General features: G+C 59.9%; 17 protein-coding genes and 2 pseudogenes. 11 read left to right on the top strand and 8 right to left on the bottom strand.

Annotated features, from left to right (window positions below; translation table 11 throughout):
* Window positions 1-149: 149 nt before the first annotated feature.
* Together ACWA13_RS15435 and ACWA13_RS15430 are read right to left on the bottom strand one after the other, a co-directional pair.
* Window positions 150-448 (bottom strand): annotated as a pseudogene (locus tag ACWA13_RS15435) (transketolase); the annotation flags it as partial.
* Between the two features lie 321 nt (window positions 449-769).
* Window positions 770-954: pseudogene (locus ACWA13_RS15430) on the bottom strand (phosphogluconate dehydrogenase C-terminal domain-containing protein); the annotation flags it as partial.
* A 239-nt stretch (window positions 955-1193) separates the two neighbouring features.
* Here ACWA13_RS15430 and ACWA13_RS15425 point away from each other — a divergent pair.
* The 5 genes from ACWA13_RS15425 (at window position 1194) to ACWA13_RS15405 (ending at window position 5810) form a co-directional block, all read left to right on the top strand.
* Window positions 1194-2690: a DUF1593 domain-containing protein gene (locus ACWA13_RS15425; protein ID WP_463935051.1), complete on the top strand. Its 1497-nt coding sequence runs from the start codon at window positions 1194-1196 to the stop codon at window positions 2688-2690.
* 48 nt (window positions 2691-2738) lie between these two features.
* Window positions 2739-3233 carry a fibronectin type III-like domain-contianing protein gene (locus ACWA13_RS15420; RefSeq protein ID WP_463935050.1) on the top strand — a complete coding sequence of 165 codons (495 nt, stop codon included), beginning with the start codon at window positions 2739-2741 and terminating at the stop codon, window positions 3231-3233.
* 263 nt (window positions 3234-3496) lie between these two features.
* Window positions 3497-4255, top strand: coding sequence for a polysaccharide deacetylase family protein (locus ACWA13_RS15415; protein ID WP_463935049.1), 759 nt, complete (start codon window positions 3497-3499; stop codon window positions 4253-4255).
* A gap of 182 nt (window positions 4256-4437) precedes the next feature.
* Window positions 4438-4770, top strand: a complete 333-nt coding sequence (locus ACWA13_RS15410; protein ID WP_463935048.1) for a hypothetical protein — start codon at window positions 4438-4440, stop codon at window positions 4768-4770.
* A 68-nt stretch (window positions 4771-4838) separates the two neighbouring features.
* Window positions 4839-5810, top strand: coding sequence for a LysR family transcriptional regulator (locus ACWA13_RS15405; RefSeq protein ID WP_463935047.1), 972 nt, complete (start codon window positions 4839-4841; stop codon window positions 5808-5810).
* Window positions 5811-6057: 247 nt separating this feature from the next.
* Here ACWA13_RS15405 and ACWA13_RS15400 read toward each other — a convergent pair whose 3' ends face one another.
* The 6 genes from ACWA13_RS15400 to ACWA13_RS15375 form a co-directional block, all read right to left on the bottom strand.
* Window positions 6058-6240, bottom strand: coding sequence for a hypothetical protein (locus tag ACWA13_RS15400; protein ID WP_463935046.1), 183 nt, complete (start codon window positions 6238-6240; stop codon window positions 6058-6060).
* A gap of 155 nt (window positions 6241-6395) precedes the next feature.
* Window positions 6396-7040, bottom strand: coding sequence for a GntR family transcriptional regulator (locus tag ACWA13_RS15395; protein WP_463935045.1), 645 nt, complete (start codon window positions 7038-7040; stop codon window positions 6396-6398).
* Between the two features lie 92 nt (window positions 7041-7132).
* On the bottom strand, window positions 7133-8149 hold the full coding sequence (locus ACWA13_RS15390) for a PDR/VanB family oxidoreductase (RefSeq protein WP_463935044.1): 1017 nt from the start codon (window positions 8147-8149) through the stop codon (window positions 7133-7135).
* Window positions 8150-8198: 49 nt separating this feature from the next.
* Entirely contained in the window at window positions 8199-9293 is a 1095-nt protein-coding gene (locus ACWA13_RS15385; protein ID WP_463935043.1) for an aromatic ring-hydroxylating dioxygenase subunit alpha, read from the bottom strand.
* Window positions 9294-9338: 45 nt separating this feature from the next.
* Window positions 9339-9650 carry a muconolactone Delta-isomerase gene (locus ACWA13_RS15380; RefSeq protein WP_463935042.1) on the bottom strand — a complete coding sequence of 104 codons (312 nt, stop codon included), beginning with the start codon at window positions 9648-9650 and terminating at the stop codon, window positions 9339-9341.
* Window positions 9651-9660: 10 nt separating this feature from the next.
* Entirely contained in the window at window positions 9661-10425 is a 765-nt protein-coding gene (locus ACWA13_RS15375; protein WP_463935041.1) for an alpha/beta hydrolase, read from the bottom strand.
* A gap of 335 nt (window positions 10426-10760) precedes the next feature.
* On the opposite strand from ACWA13_RS15375, the gene ACWA13_RS15370 reads away from it, so the two are divergent.
* The 6 genes from ACWA13_RS15370 (at window position 10761) to ACWA13_RS15345 (ending at window position 15429) form a co-directional block, all read left to right on the top strand.
* Window positions 10761-11462 (top strand): PIG-L deacetylase family protein, encoded by a 702-nt coding sequence (locus tag ACWA13_RS15370; RefSeq protein WP_463935040.1) that lies wholly within the window; start codon window positions 10761-10763, stop codon window positions 11460-11462.
* Between the two features lie 36 nt (window positions 11463-11498).
* Complete coding sequence (locus ACWA13_RS15365; RefSeq protein WP_463935039.1) at window positions 11499-12092, top strand: RraA family protein; 594 nt, start codon at window positions 11499-11501, stop codon at window positions 12090-12092.
* Between the two features lie 219 nt (window positions 12093-12311).
* Window positions 12312-12671 carry a protocatechuate 3,4-dioxygenase gene (locus ACWA13_RS15360; RefSeq protein WP_463935038.1) on the top strand — a complete coding sequence of 120 codons (360 nt, stop codon included), beginning with the start codon at window positions 12312-12314 and terminating at the stop codon, window positions 12669-12671.
* Window positions 12664-13530, top strand: coding sequence for a class III extradiol dioxygenase subunit beta (locus ACWA13_RS15355; protein WP_463935037.1), 867 nt, complete (start codon window positions 12664-12666; stop codon window positions 13528-13530). The genes ACWA13_RS15360 and ACWA13_RS15355 overlap by 8 nt, the downstream gene beginning before the upstream one ends.
* Before the next feature lie 267 nt (window positions 13531-13797).
* The gene (locus ACWA13_RS15350; RefSeq protein ID WP_463935036.1) at window positions 13798-14118 is read left to right on the top strand and encodes an aldehyde dehydrogenase family protein; all 321 of its coding nucleotides are present in this window, start codon (window positions 13798-13800) and stop codon (window positions 14116-14118) included.
* A 42-nt stretch (window positions 14119-14160) separates the two neighbouring features.
* Window positions 14161-15429, top strand: coding sequence for an MFS transporter (locus tag ACWA13_RS15345; protein ID WP_463935035.1), 1269 nt, complete (start codon window positions 14161-14163; stop codon window positions 15427-15429).
* The last annotated feature ends 456 nt before the right edge of the window (window positions 15430-15885 follow it).

Genomic DNA, 15885 nt, shown 5'->3' with positions numbered 1-15885 from the left:
AGGTACAAACATTCGCTCTCCTTTGATGCGATGTCATGCGTGTCGTGCGCCCAGAGGGACGCCTCTGCTTGGTTGGACATAACAGTAGCGGAGTTTGAGCGGTTTCGGTCAACCGGTTTGACACTATTTATGGGCGACTCGAAAGCCTTGAGGCCCGGGCCCAGCGGGCCGGTGGGGACTTCGACGCCGGCGGTGTGGCCCGGAGTCAGTGAACCCCAGGTGCGCAGTGCCTCATGGTCCTTCAGCTCCAGGCCGTGACCGTGAGCGAGGTGTGGCCCGGGGACAGGACGATGCGGTTACGGCCCAGCCAATCAGGGTTGCGCGGATCGTGACGCATCAGCTTCTGGAACAGAAGGTATGCGGCAGGCGCCAGGTTCATCGCCGTACCGGGGCACCCGATGCCCACCTTCTCCACTGCATCTGCAGCGAGCGCACTGATGGTATCCACTGCGCGCTGGTCCGGGCTGGTTCAAGACAGTTCTTCCTCCCCTAGCCGGGCGGGGCTGGTCAAAGTAGGCATAGAAATTGCCCTCTGGTTCGATGGTTGTTGTTGGACCATGCAAGTGGTGCCTCTGCATGAGTAGGGTGGCTCACTGCCCTTTGTACTGGCCTACAAGTAAGGCGGTCCGTTAGTGAGTGCGTTTCACGGGTGCTTGTACAAACAATGAGGGCGCTCCACGTCGGCAGTGAATGCCGATGCGGGGCGCCCTCCTTGTTACGAAGTAGCACAGTGACGACTACCCGGCAATGGGTTACTAACCATTTGGGTCTATCGCTTAACTGAATCGAGTTTGAGCATTTTGGCGATGACGTTGTCGAGCTCGGAGTCGTTGAAGATCTTTTCCAGTCGTCCTTGATAATGGTTTCCTTGCCGTATTGGATGGCGATTTCGCAGGCCTCGGAGAACGGGTTGGAGCCGCGCAGGGCGTTGGTCAGGGCGATCTGAACGTGCCCATCATCGCGACCGGTTCCGAGCGGCCCTTACGTCCTCTCATGAAGCATCACCTCGAGAACCTTGACCAGGAGGTGTGCCAGCCTTACGGTTGACCTACACGCAGATTGGTCAACCGGTTAACCACGGGTTTGGTCTTTTGTTTAGGTCAAAGGAGACATAGTTGATGCACAGTGCCCCTCGCTCAAGGCGCCATCCCCTGGTCAGTACCCTTGCTGTGGCAGGTGTGCTGGGAGTTTCGATGCCGTTCGTCGCCGTGGCAGATGCCACCGCTGCCACGGTCACCCCGATCACGTCGGTGAGCCAAGGGGTATCGTCCCAGAAGTCCATCCAGGACAATCAGGCCGATAAGACGGCACCGGCATCATCCTTCCGGACAATCATTACGACGGATGCAATGCGCTTCCGGTTCGACGACGTCGCCTCGTTCTATCGTTTCTTGCTCTACTCGAACGAGTTCGCCGGCTCTCTTGAGGGAATTGTGTACTCGAGTTCCTTTGTCGGACCTCGGCCGGGGAGCGCTCCTTGGGACACCGATGTTCTGCAGCGAGTGGTACGGGAAGATTATGCGGCGGTGTACGAGAACCTTCGACAGCACGATCCCCGCTACCCGACTCCCCAGCATGTCCTCGACCTGATTAAGATCGGCAATATCGACGCGCCGAGCGAGATGGCAAAGGACACTGAGGGCTCCCTGCTCATCAAAAAATCCCTTCTCTCGGAGGACAGCCGACCACTACGCCTGCAGATATGGGGTGGAACCAATACGGCTGCAGCGGCACTACGCTCCATTTCCGACGAGTATTCTTCATCTCCCGACTGGCCTGAGACCAAGAAGCGAGTTTCTGAGAAGGTCGAGATGTACATCATTCTCGACCAAGACGCGGTGTTCAAGAGCTACATCGAGAAGGAATGGCCCGACATCGATGTGACGATGAACAGGGGTCAGTACAACCCTCTCGCCTACCCGAACTTCCGAAAGCCCACCTTGCCCCAGGAGTTAAACACCTACTTGGCCGCTCCGTTCATGAGCAAGATCGCGCAGGGGCCGATGTTGTCGAAGATGCCCCTCGATAACAGTGTCGAACCCGGATCGTGCTATTGCGAGGGCGACAGTCCGGCGTTTTTCGAGCTGGTAGACAACGGACTTCGTAGCTTCGAAGACCCGACGTACGGCGGTTGGGGGGGTAGGTTCACTCAAACGGCAGAGCACCGCTGGACCGACTGGCCCGCCTATCTGGAACTCCCCACGTGGCCCGGCCCGGGCAATGGAAGCATCAACCCAACAGGTCGGGTAGCCGACGACAGCCCCTACGACGCCGACTACGACATTTACTACCCGCAGTCGCGGTGGATTCCTGCCATACAAAACGAGTTCGCTGCCCGATCGCAGTGGCAGACCAGGAGCGTCGAGGACGCGAACCACCCGCCGGTGGTCTCCGTCCAGAAGGGCCGCCTGGATATCTCCGCCAAGCCGGGGACACGAGTGCAACTCGTAGGACGAGCGAGCGACCCGGACGGCGACGAACTACAAGCAAAGTGGTGGCAGTACCGGGAAGCGGGAACCTACCCAGGAAACATTCAGATCGAGGGTCCCTCAAAGCTTCCCGCCGGGGCATTTTTCATCGTCCCGGACGATGCGGCACCCGGCCAGACAATCCACGTCATTCTGGAAGTCACCGACGACGGCGAGAACCCTCTGACGAGATACCAACGCGTCATCGTCACCGTGAAGTAAGGACCACGGCAGCAGGGGCCGGCACGATGCGGGCCCTGCTGCCCGGGAGTGGCTGCCCGGTTGTACGGATCAAGCCGCGTACCGGCATGGTGCCGATATTCGGGCCAGAACAACGCTAGGGACGGCTACGGCCTGGGATACACGGAGTGGGCACTGGAAACGGTCGACGCGCCCTCTCACGCTGCCGCAGGCGCCGTCGTTCCCGTTAGGGTAACCCTGAGCAACACCGGATCAAGGTCCGGAAAGAATGTCGTGCAGGTGTACGCCGAAAAGCCCGGCTCCGCTGTAAAACGCCCCGTCCGTTGGCTCATCGCTTCCACTCCCGTGTGGGCAAGGTCAGGGGAAACGGCCACCATCATCCTGGATGTCCCGACCCGCCTGCTGGCGTACTGGGACAATGGCTGGACCTACGAGCCGGGCGCTACGTGCTGCGGGTTGGTGCTTCTGCCACGGATCTGCCCCTTGAAACGACCGTCGTCCTCGTTTAGTTCGCAGGGAAGGAGGAGCACCAATGCAAGTCCGGAATCCTACTGCTACGGCTGAGGACACCACTGGGTACACTCCGTGCGATGACCCGCCCCTGCCAGGGATGCTGGAAGTGCATGTCAGCAACGCCGGTGAAGTGGACTCAGCGCTGGATCAAGCCATCGCAGATATCACTGAGACCGCCAAGCACCACCGCACGGGAATCTTGGTCACACGAATCGGAGCCGGCCACTACATCGTCCGGGCTCACCCGGCCGTTCCCTCGGACTCGTTCGAGAAATGTATACCCACTAAGTCCCTTCAATGAGGAAGAAACCCCTATGACTACTGCACACAGCCGCGCGCTCCGCCTCCTCGCCGCCCCGCTCGTCGTCGGCGCGCTCGTTTTCGGCGCCGTCGCGCCGGCTCAGGCCGACGGGCGTGGACCCGGTCCAGGACAGGGTGGACCGGCGACGGCCGAACCCGTCATGACGACCATGCTCAGCGGCAAGGTTGCCGCCCTCACCTTCGACGACGGCCCGAACCCGGAGACCGCTCCCCGCCTGCTGGAGGTCCTCGCGGCGAACGAGGCCAAGGCGGTCTTCTGCCTCATCGGAGATTACGTCAAGCAGCACCCCGACGTGGTGCGGCAGATTGTCGCCGCAGGCCACACCCTGTGCAATCACAGCATGCACCACACGCGCGGTATCGGCAGCTGGTCCGCGGAGCGTCTGCGTGCCGACATGGAGGAGACGTCGGCCGCGATCAGGGAAGCTGTCGGAGGCGTACCCGTGCCGTACTACCGGGTCCCCTACGGTTTCTGGGGGCTGAGCGCCCAGGTGGCCGCGGAGCTGGGGATGCAACCCCTCGGCGCCACCTTCGCGATCCTCGACTGGGAGACGCAGGATGTCGACGTGCTCGCAGAACGTCTGGAGACGCAGCTGCGGGCAAACCCCGGTGGGATCGCCCTGCTGCACGACGGCGCAGCAGCGGGTGCTGCCAGCACCGACCGGCGCGGCACGGTGGAGGCACTGGCTCAGGTGCTCCCTGAGCTTCGGGCCGAGGGCTGGCAATTCCACAAGCCCGCCCGCCGCGGCTGAGCCCGCCCCGACCCGCAGTGTCTTGCACGTAGTCGCGGGTCACCCCGGTCCCCAGTAGCCAAGTTGGCGCCGGCGGGGAGCGGATAGGTGACGGAAAGATCAGCCATGAGGACCTCTCGGTGTGGCGTGTTGTGGGTTGCTGAGCTGAATCGATCCCGCCGGTAAGAGCGGAAGGGGCGCCTGTGGCCAGACGACGCCTTCCAACTCCTGTTACCGGGGCCCACTCAGAATCGAGCCACGCGCCCCTGGTCCTGGTAGTCAACCTGGACCGCCCCGCGATCCTCACTCCGCTGGAACCACACTGCTCCGCCATCCTGGCCACGTTCGGCGTCTCGGACGAAGCCCCCGCGCGGGTGCTGACCGGAAACACCAGGCAAGAAGGCCGGCTTCCCTTTGAGCTTCCCCGCTCAAGCCAGGCAGTTCTGGAAGCACAGAGCGATGTTCCCGGGGGTTCGGCAGCGCCTCTCGAGCCCTGCGGCCATGGCTTCGCAGGGCTGGACGGATTGAAAAGCTGAAGACATGGACCTGCGCAGATACTTCCGGTACCGTCTTCGAGCGTCCACCATCGAGTTATCGCTACGCTATGAGGGTGAAGAACCTGGACCTCAACCTGCTGCCCCAACTACAGGTCCTGCTGGAACTGCGGAACATCTCCCGGGCGGCTGAGAGGCTTCAGCTCAGCCAGCCGGCTACCAGCGCGGCCATGGCCAGGCTACGGCGGCATTTCGATGACGAACTCCTGGTCAGGAATGGCCGCACGTATGACCTCACGCCCTTTGCGCAGTCCCTGGTTCCGCTGGTTGATGAAGCAATGCTTCATATCCAGCGGGCGGCGGGCGTGCGGTCCGGGTTTGACCCCGCCACGAGCGAGCGTGAGTTCATCATCGCAGCCTCGGACTATGCTGCTGCGCTGATCGTGGGTCCCTTGCGACGTTTACTGCGTGATGAAGCTCCGGGGGTGTCAGTGGACTTCGTTCCCTCGGCTGCTAAGTCCGGCATCCTGGGCCACATGGCTGATTATTCGAAAATCGACCTGCTCGTCGGCCCTATGGGCTACGAACTGGAGGGTGCCAGCAAGCCGGTTTTCAGGGACAGCTTCGTGGCCGTTGCTGCCAGTGGAAATGTCCTACTGCAGCAGCCCCGGCTCAGCCTGGAGGACCTAGGCAAAGTTCCCCACGCTGTCGGCTATTTCGGTGAGGGGATCAGCACCCCGGCGGACAAGCTGTTCGAGTCCCGTGGCATACAGCGACGAGTGGCTGCAGTGGTGGCCGGCTTCCTGTCCCTGCCGCTCCTGGTCGAAGGGACAGACCTGGTGGCTATGGTCCCGCGGATGCTCGCGGCACGGGCTTGGCGCGGCGCCGACATCGTGGTGTTGGAGTTCTCCGAGGAAACTGAGGCGTCCCTGGTGGAGGCGATGTACTGGCACCCATCCCAGACAGAAGACCCGGCGAGCCTCTGGCTACGCTCCGTGGTCCAGCGTTCCTGCGCTCGGCTCCACGAACACTTTCCCGTCACCGCCCACCCTCTGACTCTTCACGCAGCGGACACCAAATAGGCCCAACACCCGTGGTTCTCGTTGCGGGTCTTCGTTAGTAAGCTGAAGAAAGGCGTCTGGAACTTGCCTTTACCGACCGGGGCCATCACTCCTGCTATCCGTGGCCTGAATAGCACCTAGTTAAATACGCCGCTCTGCACATCCATTTGTTGAATAATGAACTCGCCCGCGCGGATCTTGTTGTGCATTAACTGGTGCGACGGGGCGAGCGGGCGTTGCGAGAAGGACGCCATCCAGGTCGTCCTGCTCAAACAGGTGAGATTAGCTGGTGAAGGCCGCTTTCGCTCCCACATCGAACCGCTACCTCCTTCGCGATGTCGATCTTGCTGTCGGCAACGTACCGATTTTTCGCATCAGGGATTTGGGCGGCGGCGTCGACGTGCTTGTGGTTAAAGGCTCCCAGGCCTAGAACAGCGATATTGACGGTCATGCTTTTTCCGTCGGAGTAAGGATCAGGTGTCCAACAGAAGTGTTTCAAGCAGGTACTGGGTTGAACCTCATGGGAGCTCAGTTGAGGGGTTCCTACTTCTGGTCGGAAAAACCTGGACCGTCGGTTTCACCACTCGCATCGCTCATCGGTCGTGCTTACGAGGAGTCGCGAGCCCTCAGAGCATCCGCGACACTGACAAGGTGCTTCCGCATGGCTTCTTCTGCATGACCGGCATCCCCCGCACAGATGGCGTCAATGATTTCCAAATGTTCAGCCAGAGAGCCGGCAGGGCCGCCGGACCGCAGGTTGAGGCGGAACTGGTGCCGTACAACCTGTCCCTTCAGCCGGTGGATGACGGCAGAGGCTGTTCCGTGCTGACTGAGTTCAAGCACCGCCTCGTGCAGGCGGTTGTTCAGCTCCGAGTACTCGTAGAGGTCACCGGTTTCGATGGCATGGCGCATATCGTCGCCCAAAGCTTGCAGAGCTCGTCGGCCCTCGTCGGTCAGTCGAAGGGTTGCTTTGGCCGCACACATTGCCTCAAGTGCTGTACGGACCTCTAGGATTTCGATTGCTTCGGAGGCCGGGACAGCCCGCACCCGTGCCCCGCGGTTCTGGATTCTCTCTACAAGCCCTTCAGTGGCCAGTTCAGCGAAAGCGGCGCGGACAGTTGCCCGGCTCGCGCCATACGTGACGCAAATGTCCTGCTCGATTAGGCGTTGGTTCGGTGCCAGGTTCCCGTGAGAAATTGCTTCCCGCAGACCTGAGACGACGGTTTGGGTGCCCGTCAGGGTTTCCGACACGTGTTGCCTCCATTGACTACGGGACCATTCTTGTTGACATTATTGTACGGGGGAGCACCATGGAGGAGGACTGTTTCGTGGTTCTTTGTCTGTCACGACACGTCGATAGTGACTACGGCGGGACCGAGATCCCGGTCTGCGTCTGCTTTGGCACCTGTTCCGGAGGTAACGGCCCGGGAGACACAGCAGCACATCTTCTCGGCGGCATTTTGCTGGCGGTCGCTGTAAAAGACGTCGCGGTGGTCGATACCGCCTTCAAGTCGGAGGATGCGAACTTCGCATAGGCCGCATTCGCCCTTGCGGCAATCGAACATCATGTCCACTCCGGCATCTTCGAGGGCTTCGAGCATGGAGCGTCCTTGGCCGACTCTGGCCTCGATGCCCAGCCGCGGAACTTTAACAATGAACTCTTCCGGGTCATACCAGCCACTGTTGCCGAAGGTTTCATAGCGCAGGTTGGGGAGGCTGAGTTCCCGTTCAATCCAGGCACGTCGCACGGCGTCCATAAGACGGATGGGCCCGCACATATACAGTTCGGTGTCGTCCTCATTTATTCCGGCTACCAGTGAGGCGATGTCCATGATGCCGTCCTCTTCGTCCACATGGACCACGAGGTTCTCCCCGTGCAATTCCTGCAGTTCGGGCAGGTACGCCATCGCGCCGCGGTTTCTCGCCGCGTAAACGAACGTGTAGTCCGTTTTCAGGTTCTTCAGCACGCGGGCCATGTTTAGGATCGCCGTAATGCCGATGCCTCCGGCCAGCAGGATGTAGCGACGCGCCCCCACGCGGAGCGGGAAGTTCTGCAACGGCTGGGTAATCTCGAGTACGTCACCGCGATTTAGTGTGTGCATGTAGATCGAGCCGCCTCGTGACTGCGGAGCCTTCATCACGCTGATGATCAGTCGTTTGCCGTCCTCGCTGGATTCAACCACGGAGTAGGAGCGCTTGTGCTCCTCGCCGGCGATGAGGACTTTCAGGTCGATGTGTGAACCCGGGTCTGCCTTTTTCGGCCGGGATGTTTCAAAAACGATGCGCCGGATGTCGGACGCGATGTCTACGGCCTCGACCACTGTGCCCAGCTGCCAGACCTCGTTGTTCGTTGCTGCCATGTCTTGCCCTCATCGTCTCTGAAGCGTACGTACCACGAACCAGATGTGCCTACCTTGCGGGTATCAATCGGCCTTCGGTTTCCAGGTGCCGTTCGATCAGCCTGCGAACCCACATTCCGCCAGCGTCGATGTTCAGGTTGTAAAACTCATAATCCGGATTGGCGTCGATTGCCTCCTGCTGAGCTTCTAGCATGTCCTCGTCCTGGGCGAAGATGCCGGAAACGCCTTTCGTGGTCTTCTTGGTTATTGCGGCATCGGACAGACGGTAGTTGCGCATGAAGGCCCAGAAGTAGTGGCAGGACCGGTCGGTTTCCGGGGAGATGGTGTTCATGACGAAGCCGTTGACCCCTTGGCTGCGGTCCCCCTCGGGAGCGCCCGTTCCGGCCTTAGCAACGCCGACGTCGATACGGATTGTTGAGGGATACTGCCATTCAATGATCTGCCAGCGGTCCACGGGACCGGTGTAGCCGGGAAAGCGGTCTTGCAGGTAGTTGGCCCAGACTGCCGGCGGGTTGATGTTGAGCATCCAGCGGGAGACAGTAACGGTGTCGCCCTCGTGTGTTACGTCGAAGTCGGATTCACTGAGCTCGTCCTGCCCAATGCTCGAGGAATGCACGAATTCCTCGTGTGTGAGGTCCATCAGGTTATCGAGCACCAGCTGATAGTTGCATGCTGCGTGGATGGTCTCACCGTCACCGGCCCACTCTGGCGAGTCCATCTGGAACATATCAGGAATCAAGTCAGGATCCGCCTGGGTTGGATCGCCCAGCCAAACCCAGACGAACCGGTAGCGCTCGATAACAGGGAAGGACGGAACGGTGGCGCTGGGGTTGATGGTTTCCTGGGCCGGCATGGAAGCGCAACGCCCGGCCGAGTTGTAGACGATGCCGTGGTAAGGGCACTGGATGCCGTCCCTGCCGACGGTTTTGCCCATCGACAGCGGGGCCAGCCGGTGCCAGCAGGCATCAGCCAGCGCCACAGCTTTGCCGTCCTCCGTGCGGTACAGGGCCAGCGGGCGGTCTGCGATGCGGCGGGACATCGGCTTGCGGTTTACCTCGTAGTCCCAGGCCGCGGCGTACCAGGAGTTCAGCGGATGCGGAAGAATCCTGGCCATCATCGATCCGCGTGCTTCAACTTGCGTCATATCTGATTCTTTCTTGCTCTGGACGGCACCAGCCGGTCGGGGTTGTTAGGCTGTCGAGATCGCCGAGGCTTGTGATGCGGCCGACCCTTTTTCCTGTGGATGAGTTGCCATCGCCTCGACCGTGAGGTTTTGCCACTGGAAAGTGGGGAGGCCGGACAAAACGTCGTGCAGCTCAGTTGCGTCTTCCGCCTCATACCACCCGATGGCTGTGCGGGTTCCGGGGACCCGCCATAGCCGCCGCAGAATACCCTGATCACGGAGTTGTTGGGCGTAGGCCCGCTCCGCTGACTTGATGCGGGCTGACTCCTCCGCAGGCATGTTCGGCATGTTGTTTTCCTGCCTGACGAGAAATTCCATGGGTCTCCTTCTAAACAGCGAGTTGCACGGCATGGGGCACGGTTTGCAGCAACTGGTGGGCTAGCAGGTGTGGATTAGTCACCATGACTTCATGGTCCGCATCCAACTCGGTAACCCGCCAACCGGCAGCGGCTGCCCGCCGGGCGAAACGGTCGAACGGTGTAGCCCATCCTGAGCACAGCAGATATTCGCCTGCGATCGGCAGGTCCGACAGTCCTTGCCTGACCGGGTCCAGGTAGGTCCTGGCCGGGTGCGGTGTTAGCCGGGGAGACAACTCCTCAATGACCTGCCTGTCCGTGACTCCTAGGTTTTCCAAGGGCCGCGGATCAATGGTCAGTCCGTTATTCTTACGTGCCGACTCCAGGTAGTGGCCTGCCGCCCGCTCGGGTAACAGGTTGATGCCCACTTCACCGGCTTCAGGCAGGAAGCCGTCAAGGATCACCAGCCGGTTAATTTTTTCAGGAATCTGTGCTGCCACTTCAGTTGCGACGAGTCCTGCATAGCTGTGGCCCACAAGGACGACATTCCGAAGGTCTTCCGTCTCGATAGTTGCAAGTACGTCCGTAATATGAGTTTGCAGGCCGGTGTCCGGTGTCAGTAGGTGTGTCCGGTCCCCCAATCCGGTAAGAGTCGGAGTCACCACCCTCGCGCCTGCTGCTTCCAGCATTTGCTGGACTGGTCGCCAGCACCAGGCTCCGTGCCATGCCCCGTGGATCAGGACGAAGAGGGGCGCTTCGCGCCCTTCGCCTCCTCCAATGTTTACGCTCCCGGACATAGCTGGCTCCTTACCTAGACGTTTCTCAGCTCTGCTGTCCAAACTACCGAACCTGATCCTTATCGTCAACGAAATTGTTCACAATATTGTCTTGATTTGCGGACCGAATATCAAAGCCGGTGCGGCACCGTAGAGGACGAAGTCGTGTCATTCGATGGCAGTGCCGATGAACCTCGCACGAGCATGTCACCCCTTCGCCTTGATTGTCAACATTTTTGTACTTAATTTTGTTTGGTATTTTGTATTCAAATCGGTTGACATTTGAATGAAGGGTGTCAGGATTTACTCATACATTTTTGTCGACGCTGGAAAGGTCTTCGATGTCGAAGAGGAGAATGCTCGTTGTCGGTGCCCATAGCGCTGACTTTGTTTGGCGGTCCGCCGGTGCGATCGCCGTCCACACCAAGGGCGGCGGAGAAGCGCTGATAGTGGCGCTCTCATATGGCGAACGTGGCGAGTCAGGGGAGCTGTGGAAGGAGCCCGGACAAACCGAGGGTAACGTCAAGCGCATCCGCCATGAAGAAGCCTCACGTGCAGCGTCGATACTCGGAGCCGAATTCCAGGCCTTCGACCTAGGGGACTACCCGCTAGATCCGGGAGTCGGCGATGTCGATCGACTGGCCGAACTGATGCGAGACTTTCAGCCCCATGTCACGCTCACCCATCCTGCACAGGACCCGTACAATCCGGACCACCCTGTAGCCCATGCCGTAGTGGCGAGAGCGCGGCTGCTCACTGCCGGCGCCGGTGTCGACAGTGGTTTCCGCACTGCCCCACCTTCGGAATTCCTGGCTTTCGAGCCGCATCAGCCCGAGCTCTGCGGCTTCTCCCCGACCGTGTTTGTGGACATCACCGATGTCTTTGAGCTCAAGACGCTCGCGATGAAAGAGATGAAAGCCCAGCAGTACCTGCAGGAGTACTACGCACAGCGCGCCGAGCACCGCGGCAACCACGCTCGGAAGGCCACAGGAAACAAGAGCATCCAGCAGGCCGAAGCGTTCCAGCGGCTGCTGCCCAATGTGGTCAGCTCGCTCTAGTAAGGTCCCAGCCCATTTATCTGTAAGGAGTGCACCATGCCGGCTCACACCACCGGCCTTGAACTTTTGGACTTGGCCAGAACGCTCCCGGTCGCCAACATCGGCGACGCGATGGACCGACTGAACGTCGTCGACGCGGCAATAGGCCCCCTTTGGATCGGAGCCCGTATCGTAGGCCGTGCCTTCACGGTCATGACAGCTGGCGGGGATAACAGAGCGATACACGATGCGTTGGAAAGCGCTGGGCCCGGCGATGTTCTGATGGTCAACGGGCAGGGAGTGACGAACCGGGCTCTCATCGGCGAGCTGATAGCCGGCAGGGCAGCCGCACAAGGTGTCCTTGGCTTTGTCATAGATGGCGCAGCCCGGGACGTGCAGGACTTGGAAAAGATGCAATTTCCCGTCTTTGCCCGGGCGGTAACACCTGCAGGACCCTACCGCAACGGCCCTGGATACCACCAAAGGCCCGTAGCAATTGGAGGCGTTGTTGTCAGTCCCGGTGACCTGATCGTTGGCGACAGCGACGGCGTAGCCGTCGTCCCCCGGGATCAGGAGATCGATATCATTGCCCGGGCAGTTGCCAAGCACCGGCAGGAAACGGCCCAGCGGAACGATATCAGCAGTACTTAGCGGCAGGGCCTTGGTTAGCTGACCCCTTGGGCCAGGACTGAAAGTTGTCACTGTCGATGCTGAAGGCGGACAGCGAAACCATCAGAGCCGTTGCCTAAGGGACCAAAGGTCTTGGTCATCGGCACGACTATCGGAGTTCGACGCCGGCGCCGCCACCAAATACGTCCTGAACCCCAACGGCTACATCAAGAACTAACCGCACCGCCGAAAAGAGGAGTAATGATGCCACCGTCTACACCAGAGGTGAACGGAACGTACGTCTTCGACGTTGCCCAGAGCAACCTGGGGTACGCGTTAAACCGCCTATGCGGTTCCTTGAAGGATGCAGCCAACCGCGAGCGTTTCAGTGCGGACGAGGAAGCTTACTGCAATGCTTACGGACTGACTGCCGGGCAACGCGAGGCCGTGCTGCAGCGAGACTGGACGCGCATGCTGGACCTGGGCGGATCCATCTTTTACATCTTCAAGCTTGCTGTGCTGGATAAGAAGTCCATGCAGGACCTAGGGGGAATCTTTACAGGGATGACCACCGAAGAATTTGTTGAATCTCTAAACGCAGGAGGACGTCGTTTTGGCTGAATTGATCTGGGGGCTGGCGACCTCACACGTACCGTCAATCGGTGCCGCCATGGATAACCACAAAGTCGAGGACCCGTATTGGAAGCCACTATTCGATGGATATGCGCCCGCCCGGGAATGGATGGCGGAGCATACGCCGGATGTGGCGATCATTGTCTACAACGACCATGCCAACGCCATCGATCTGGCTATGACCCCCACATTCGCCATCGGGACGGCAGACTCATACAGGGTTGCCGACGAAGGCTGGGGCAGACGCAACGTTCCCGCGGTGGTGGGGGATGCCAACCTGTCGCAGCATCTTCTGGCGGACCTGATGGACGAGGGTTTTGATATGACGGTCTGCCAGGAGCTGGAAGTTGACCATGGCCTCACCGTCCCATTGTCGGTCTACTGCCCGGAACCAGGGGATGCATGGCCGTGTGCGGTAGTGCCGATCCTGGTCAACGTTATTCAATATCCCCAACCAACAGCGGCGCGCTGCCTGGCCCTGGGCGAGGCGCTGGGAAGAGCGATCCGGTCATATCCCAAAGACATCAAAGTCGCGGTCTTCGGAACGGGAGGAATGTCCCACCAATTGGCCGGGGCGAGGGCCGGGTTAATCAACGAGGACTTTGACCGGATGTTCCTGAAAAAAATCGAGACCGATCCGGCAGCCCTGGCGTCCCTGTCCCGTGAGGATTATATCCGCGAGGCCGGCTCCGAAGGCATCGAACTCATCATGTGGCTGGTCATGCGCGGAGCCATGGGCCCGGCAATCCGACGAATTCACGACACCTACCATGTGCCAGCCTCGAACACCGCAGCCGCGCTGGCCCTGTTTGAGAACTTACCTTCGAGTTCAGCCGACGAAATCTAACCCCACCCGCCAAGGAGCTCGGGTCCGGAATTTTATGCCGTCCCCTCGAGGCTCAGGCGGCGGTCCGCGCCCGGACGCCCCGTTGCCCTTCCATACGGAAAACAGCGGACCGATCACGGACCACAACTTTTCAGATCCCAGGAAGCAATTGCTCATCCCACCAGCCAACCGAAACCTTTCCAGCTTAGCTTCAGGAACACCTTTGCGAATCACTATCGACGTAGATAGCACGCGGTCCACGCCACTAAGTATCTATCTACATAGCTAGTGGCCTCCCTGTCCGGCCCGCTCAACGATGAAGGACCGCTTCATGACTGTCTCGGCCACGAAGACCACGACCAACGCCAAGCTCCTGCCCTCAACTCCACACCATTCGGCCTGGTGTCCTTCATCCAAACCACAGATCTGGCGAAGGGACTCGCCCTTGCAGACCGAATCGACTCCGGCACGGTCAGCATCAACCGTGGCGTCGTGTCCGACGTCGCTGCCCCCTTTGGAGGCTGGAAGCAGAGCGGACTTGGCATCGAAGGTGCGCACGCCGGCCTCATGGAGTACCTCGAGACCAAGTACGTTGCTGCAACCTGGTGATGCAGCCCCGAAGCTGTCCACCCTGAAAGAATTGAGGTGAAAGTGATCGAGAATGGAGGCGTTGAGTCCAAGACAACGAAACGAAGTGAACTTAAGTCTGGCTGGACAGTTCTGCTGTTTGCCACGGTCGGCGCAGGCGTTGGTTTCAGTGCTCTCGGTTATATCTTGGGCCCACTTGTCGTGCCCCTTCAGCAAGAGTTTGGATGGGGCAGAGGCGACATCATGCTCACGACCCTCTGGAGTTCCCTTGGTATGGCTTTGGCACTCCCGGTCCTCGGCAGACTGTTGGATCGCTTCGGAGTCAAAAAGGTGGCGACAATTTCGCTGCCACTCTTTGCCGCCGTCCTGTTTGTCCTGAGCCGCTTTGAAGCGACCCTGATGGTCTTTCTCGTTCTCTATGGGTTGACCGGGATCATAGGTGCCGGCACTTCAGCGGTTACTTATGCCAAGGCGATCATCGAACGCTTCGATCAACAGCGGGGCCTAGCGCTGGGTATCATGGCCACCGGTTTGGGAGTAGCCGGGCTTGTCTTACCTCCAGTGATGGGCGCAATTATCCACGCCGGTGGCTGGCGGACCGCATATCTCACTATGAGCCTGCTTGCCCTGGTTCCGTTGGTTTTCCTCATCTTCGCAAAGTTTCTGAAACCGACGCTGGGGGTAAACCAAAAGATCCAGCGTGACGTGCCGGACTCGGAAGGGACCGCGACGCTTCGGAGTAGGGAGTTTTGGACCTTGGTAGCAGCGTTCCTTCTACTAGGGTGGGCATTGCTGACGATGGTCCCGCACTTCGTGCCAATGCTCATTGATTCAGGTGTCCCACCCGTTCAAGCTGCTCTGCTTTCCTCTCTGGTCGGAGTGGGAACCGTTATCAGTCGGCCGATCGTAGGTCGGCTCTTGGATAGGTTCTACGCGACAAACGTAGCCGTGCCCCTGTTTCTGGCTGCAGCCCTCGGGTGTGTCTTACTGCTGGTGGGGGGGGCTGCATACGCTCCCCTAACCGCCGTTCTTGTAGGCGTTGGATTCGGGGCGGAGATAGACCTTATGTCCTACCTGAGTTCGCGTTACTTCCCCCGCAGGACATTCGGAACGCTGTACAGCTACGTTTACAGCGCCTTCATGATTGGCAGCGCCCTCGGCCCAGTTGCGGCAGGCTTCATTTTCGACTCCGCGGGATCCTACAGCCTCCCCTTGGCAGTAGCCGCCACTTTCCTGGTCCTCGGATCAATTGTGCTCATGACGCTGCCCCGCTACAACCGCGGTACACCCAATCAGGTCGACGAAGAGTTGACCCCTTCTATGGAGATGTAATGGCGAACCACGAGATTGCGAAACCGGAACAACTTGATGCTCCCGGCTTGTAGCATGCCAGGAATGCAGGCGCTCCAGCGGGTAGTTGGAATGAGAGGATTTGGTCTCGACTCCAGGCCGGTCCTGTGGCCCGCTGTGATGATAAAGCTGATCTACTGGCTGGTTCATGCATAGTTATGCCCCGGCCAGGCAACGCAACGCAACGCAACCATTTTCGCGCGGCAGCGCCTCTTGGCTCATGGATGGTCGCCGAGGGACTCGGGCTTGGTGGCCTGGATGCTGTGCGGCCAGTTCGCACGGTCTGGGAGGACAACGAACGCCACGGGAGCATCATTCGGGCAATGAAAATGAGGTGCGACAGGGCAACCGCGTTTTCGGCCGTTTCGGAGACGGTTTGCCGAGGTGATAACGGTCCAGCTGCTCATTCATAGTTCCGTCGAACGGGTGCGGGAACAC

The sequence above is a fragment of the Pseudarthrobacter sp. TRD_SC_9 genome (assembly GCF_055361265.1).
The sequence above is the reverse complement of the archived record's forward strand: the minus strand, read 5'-3'. Positions and strand labels throughout refer to the sequence as shown.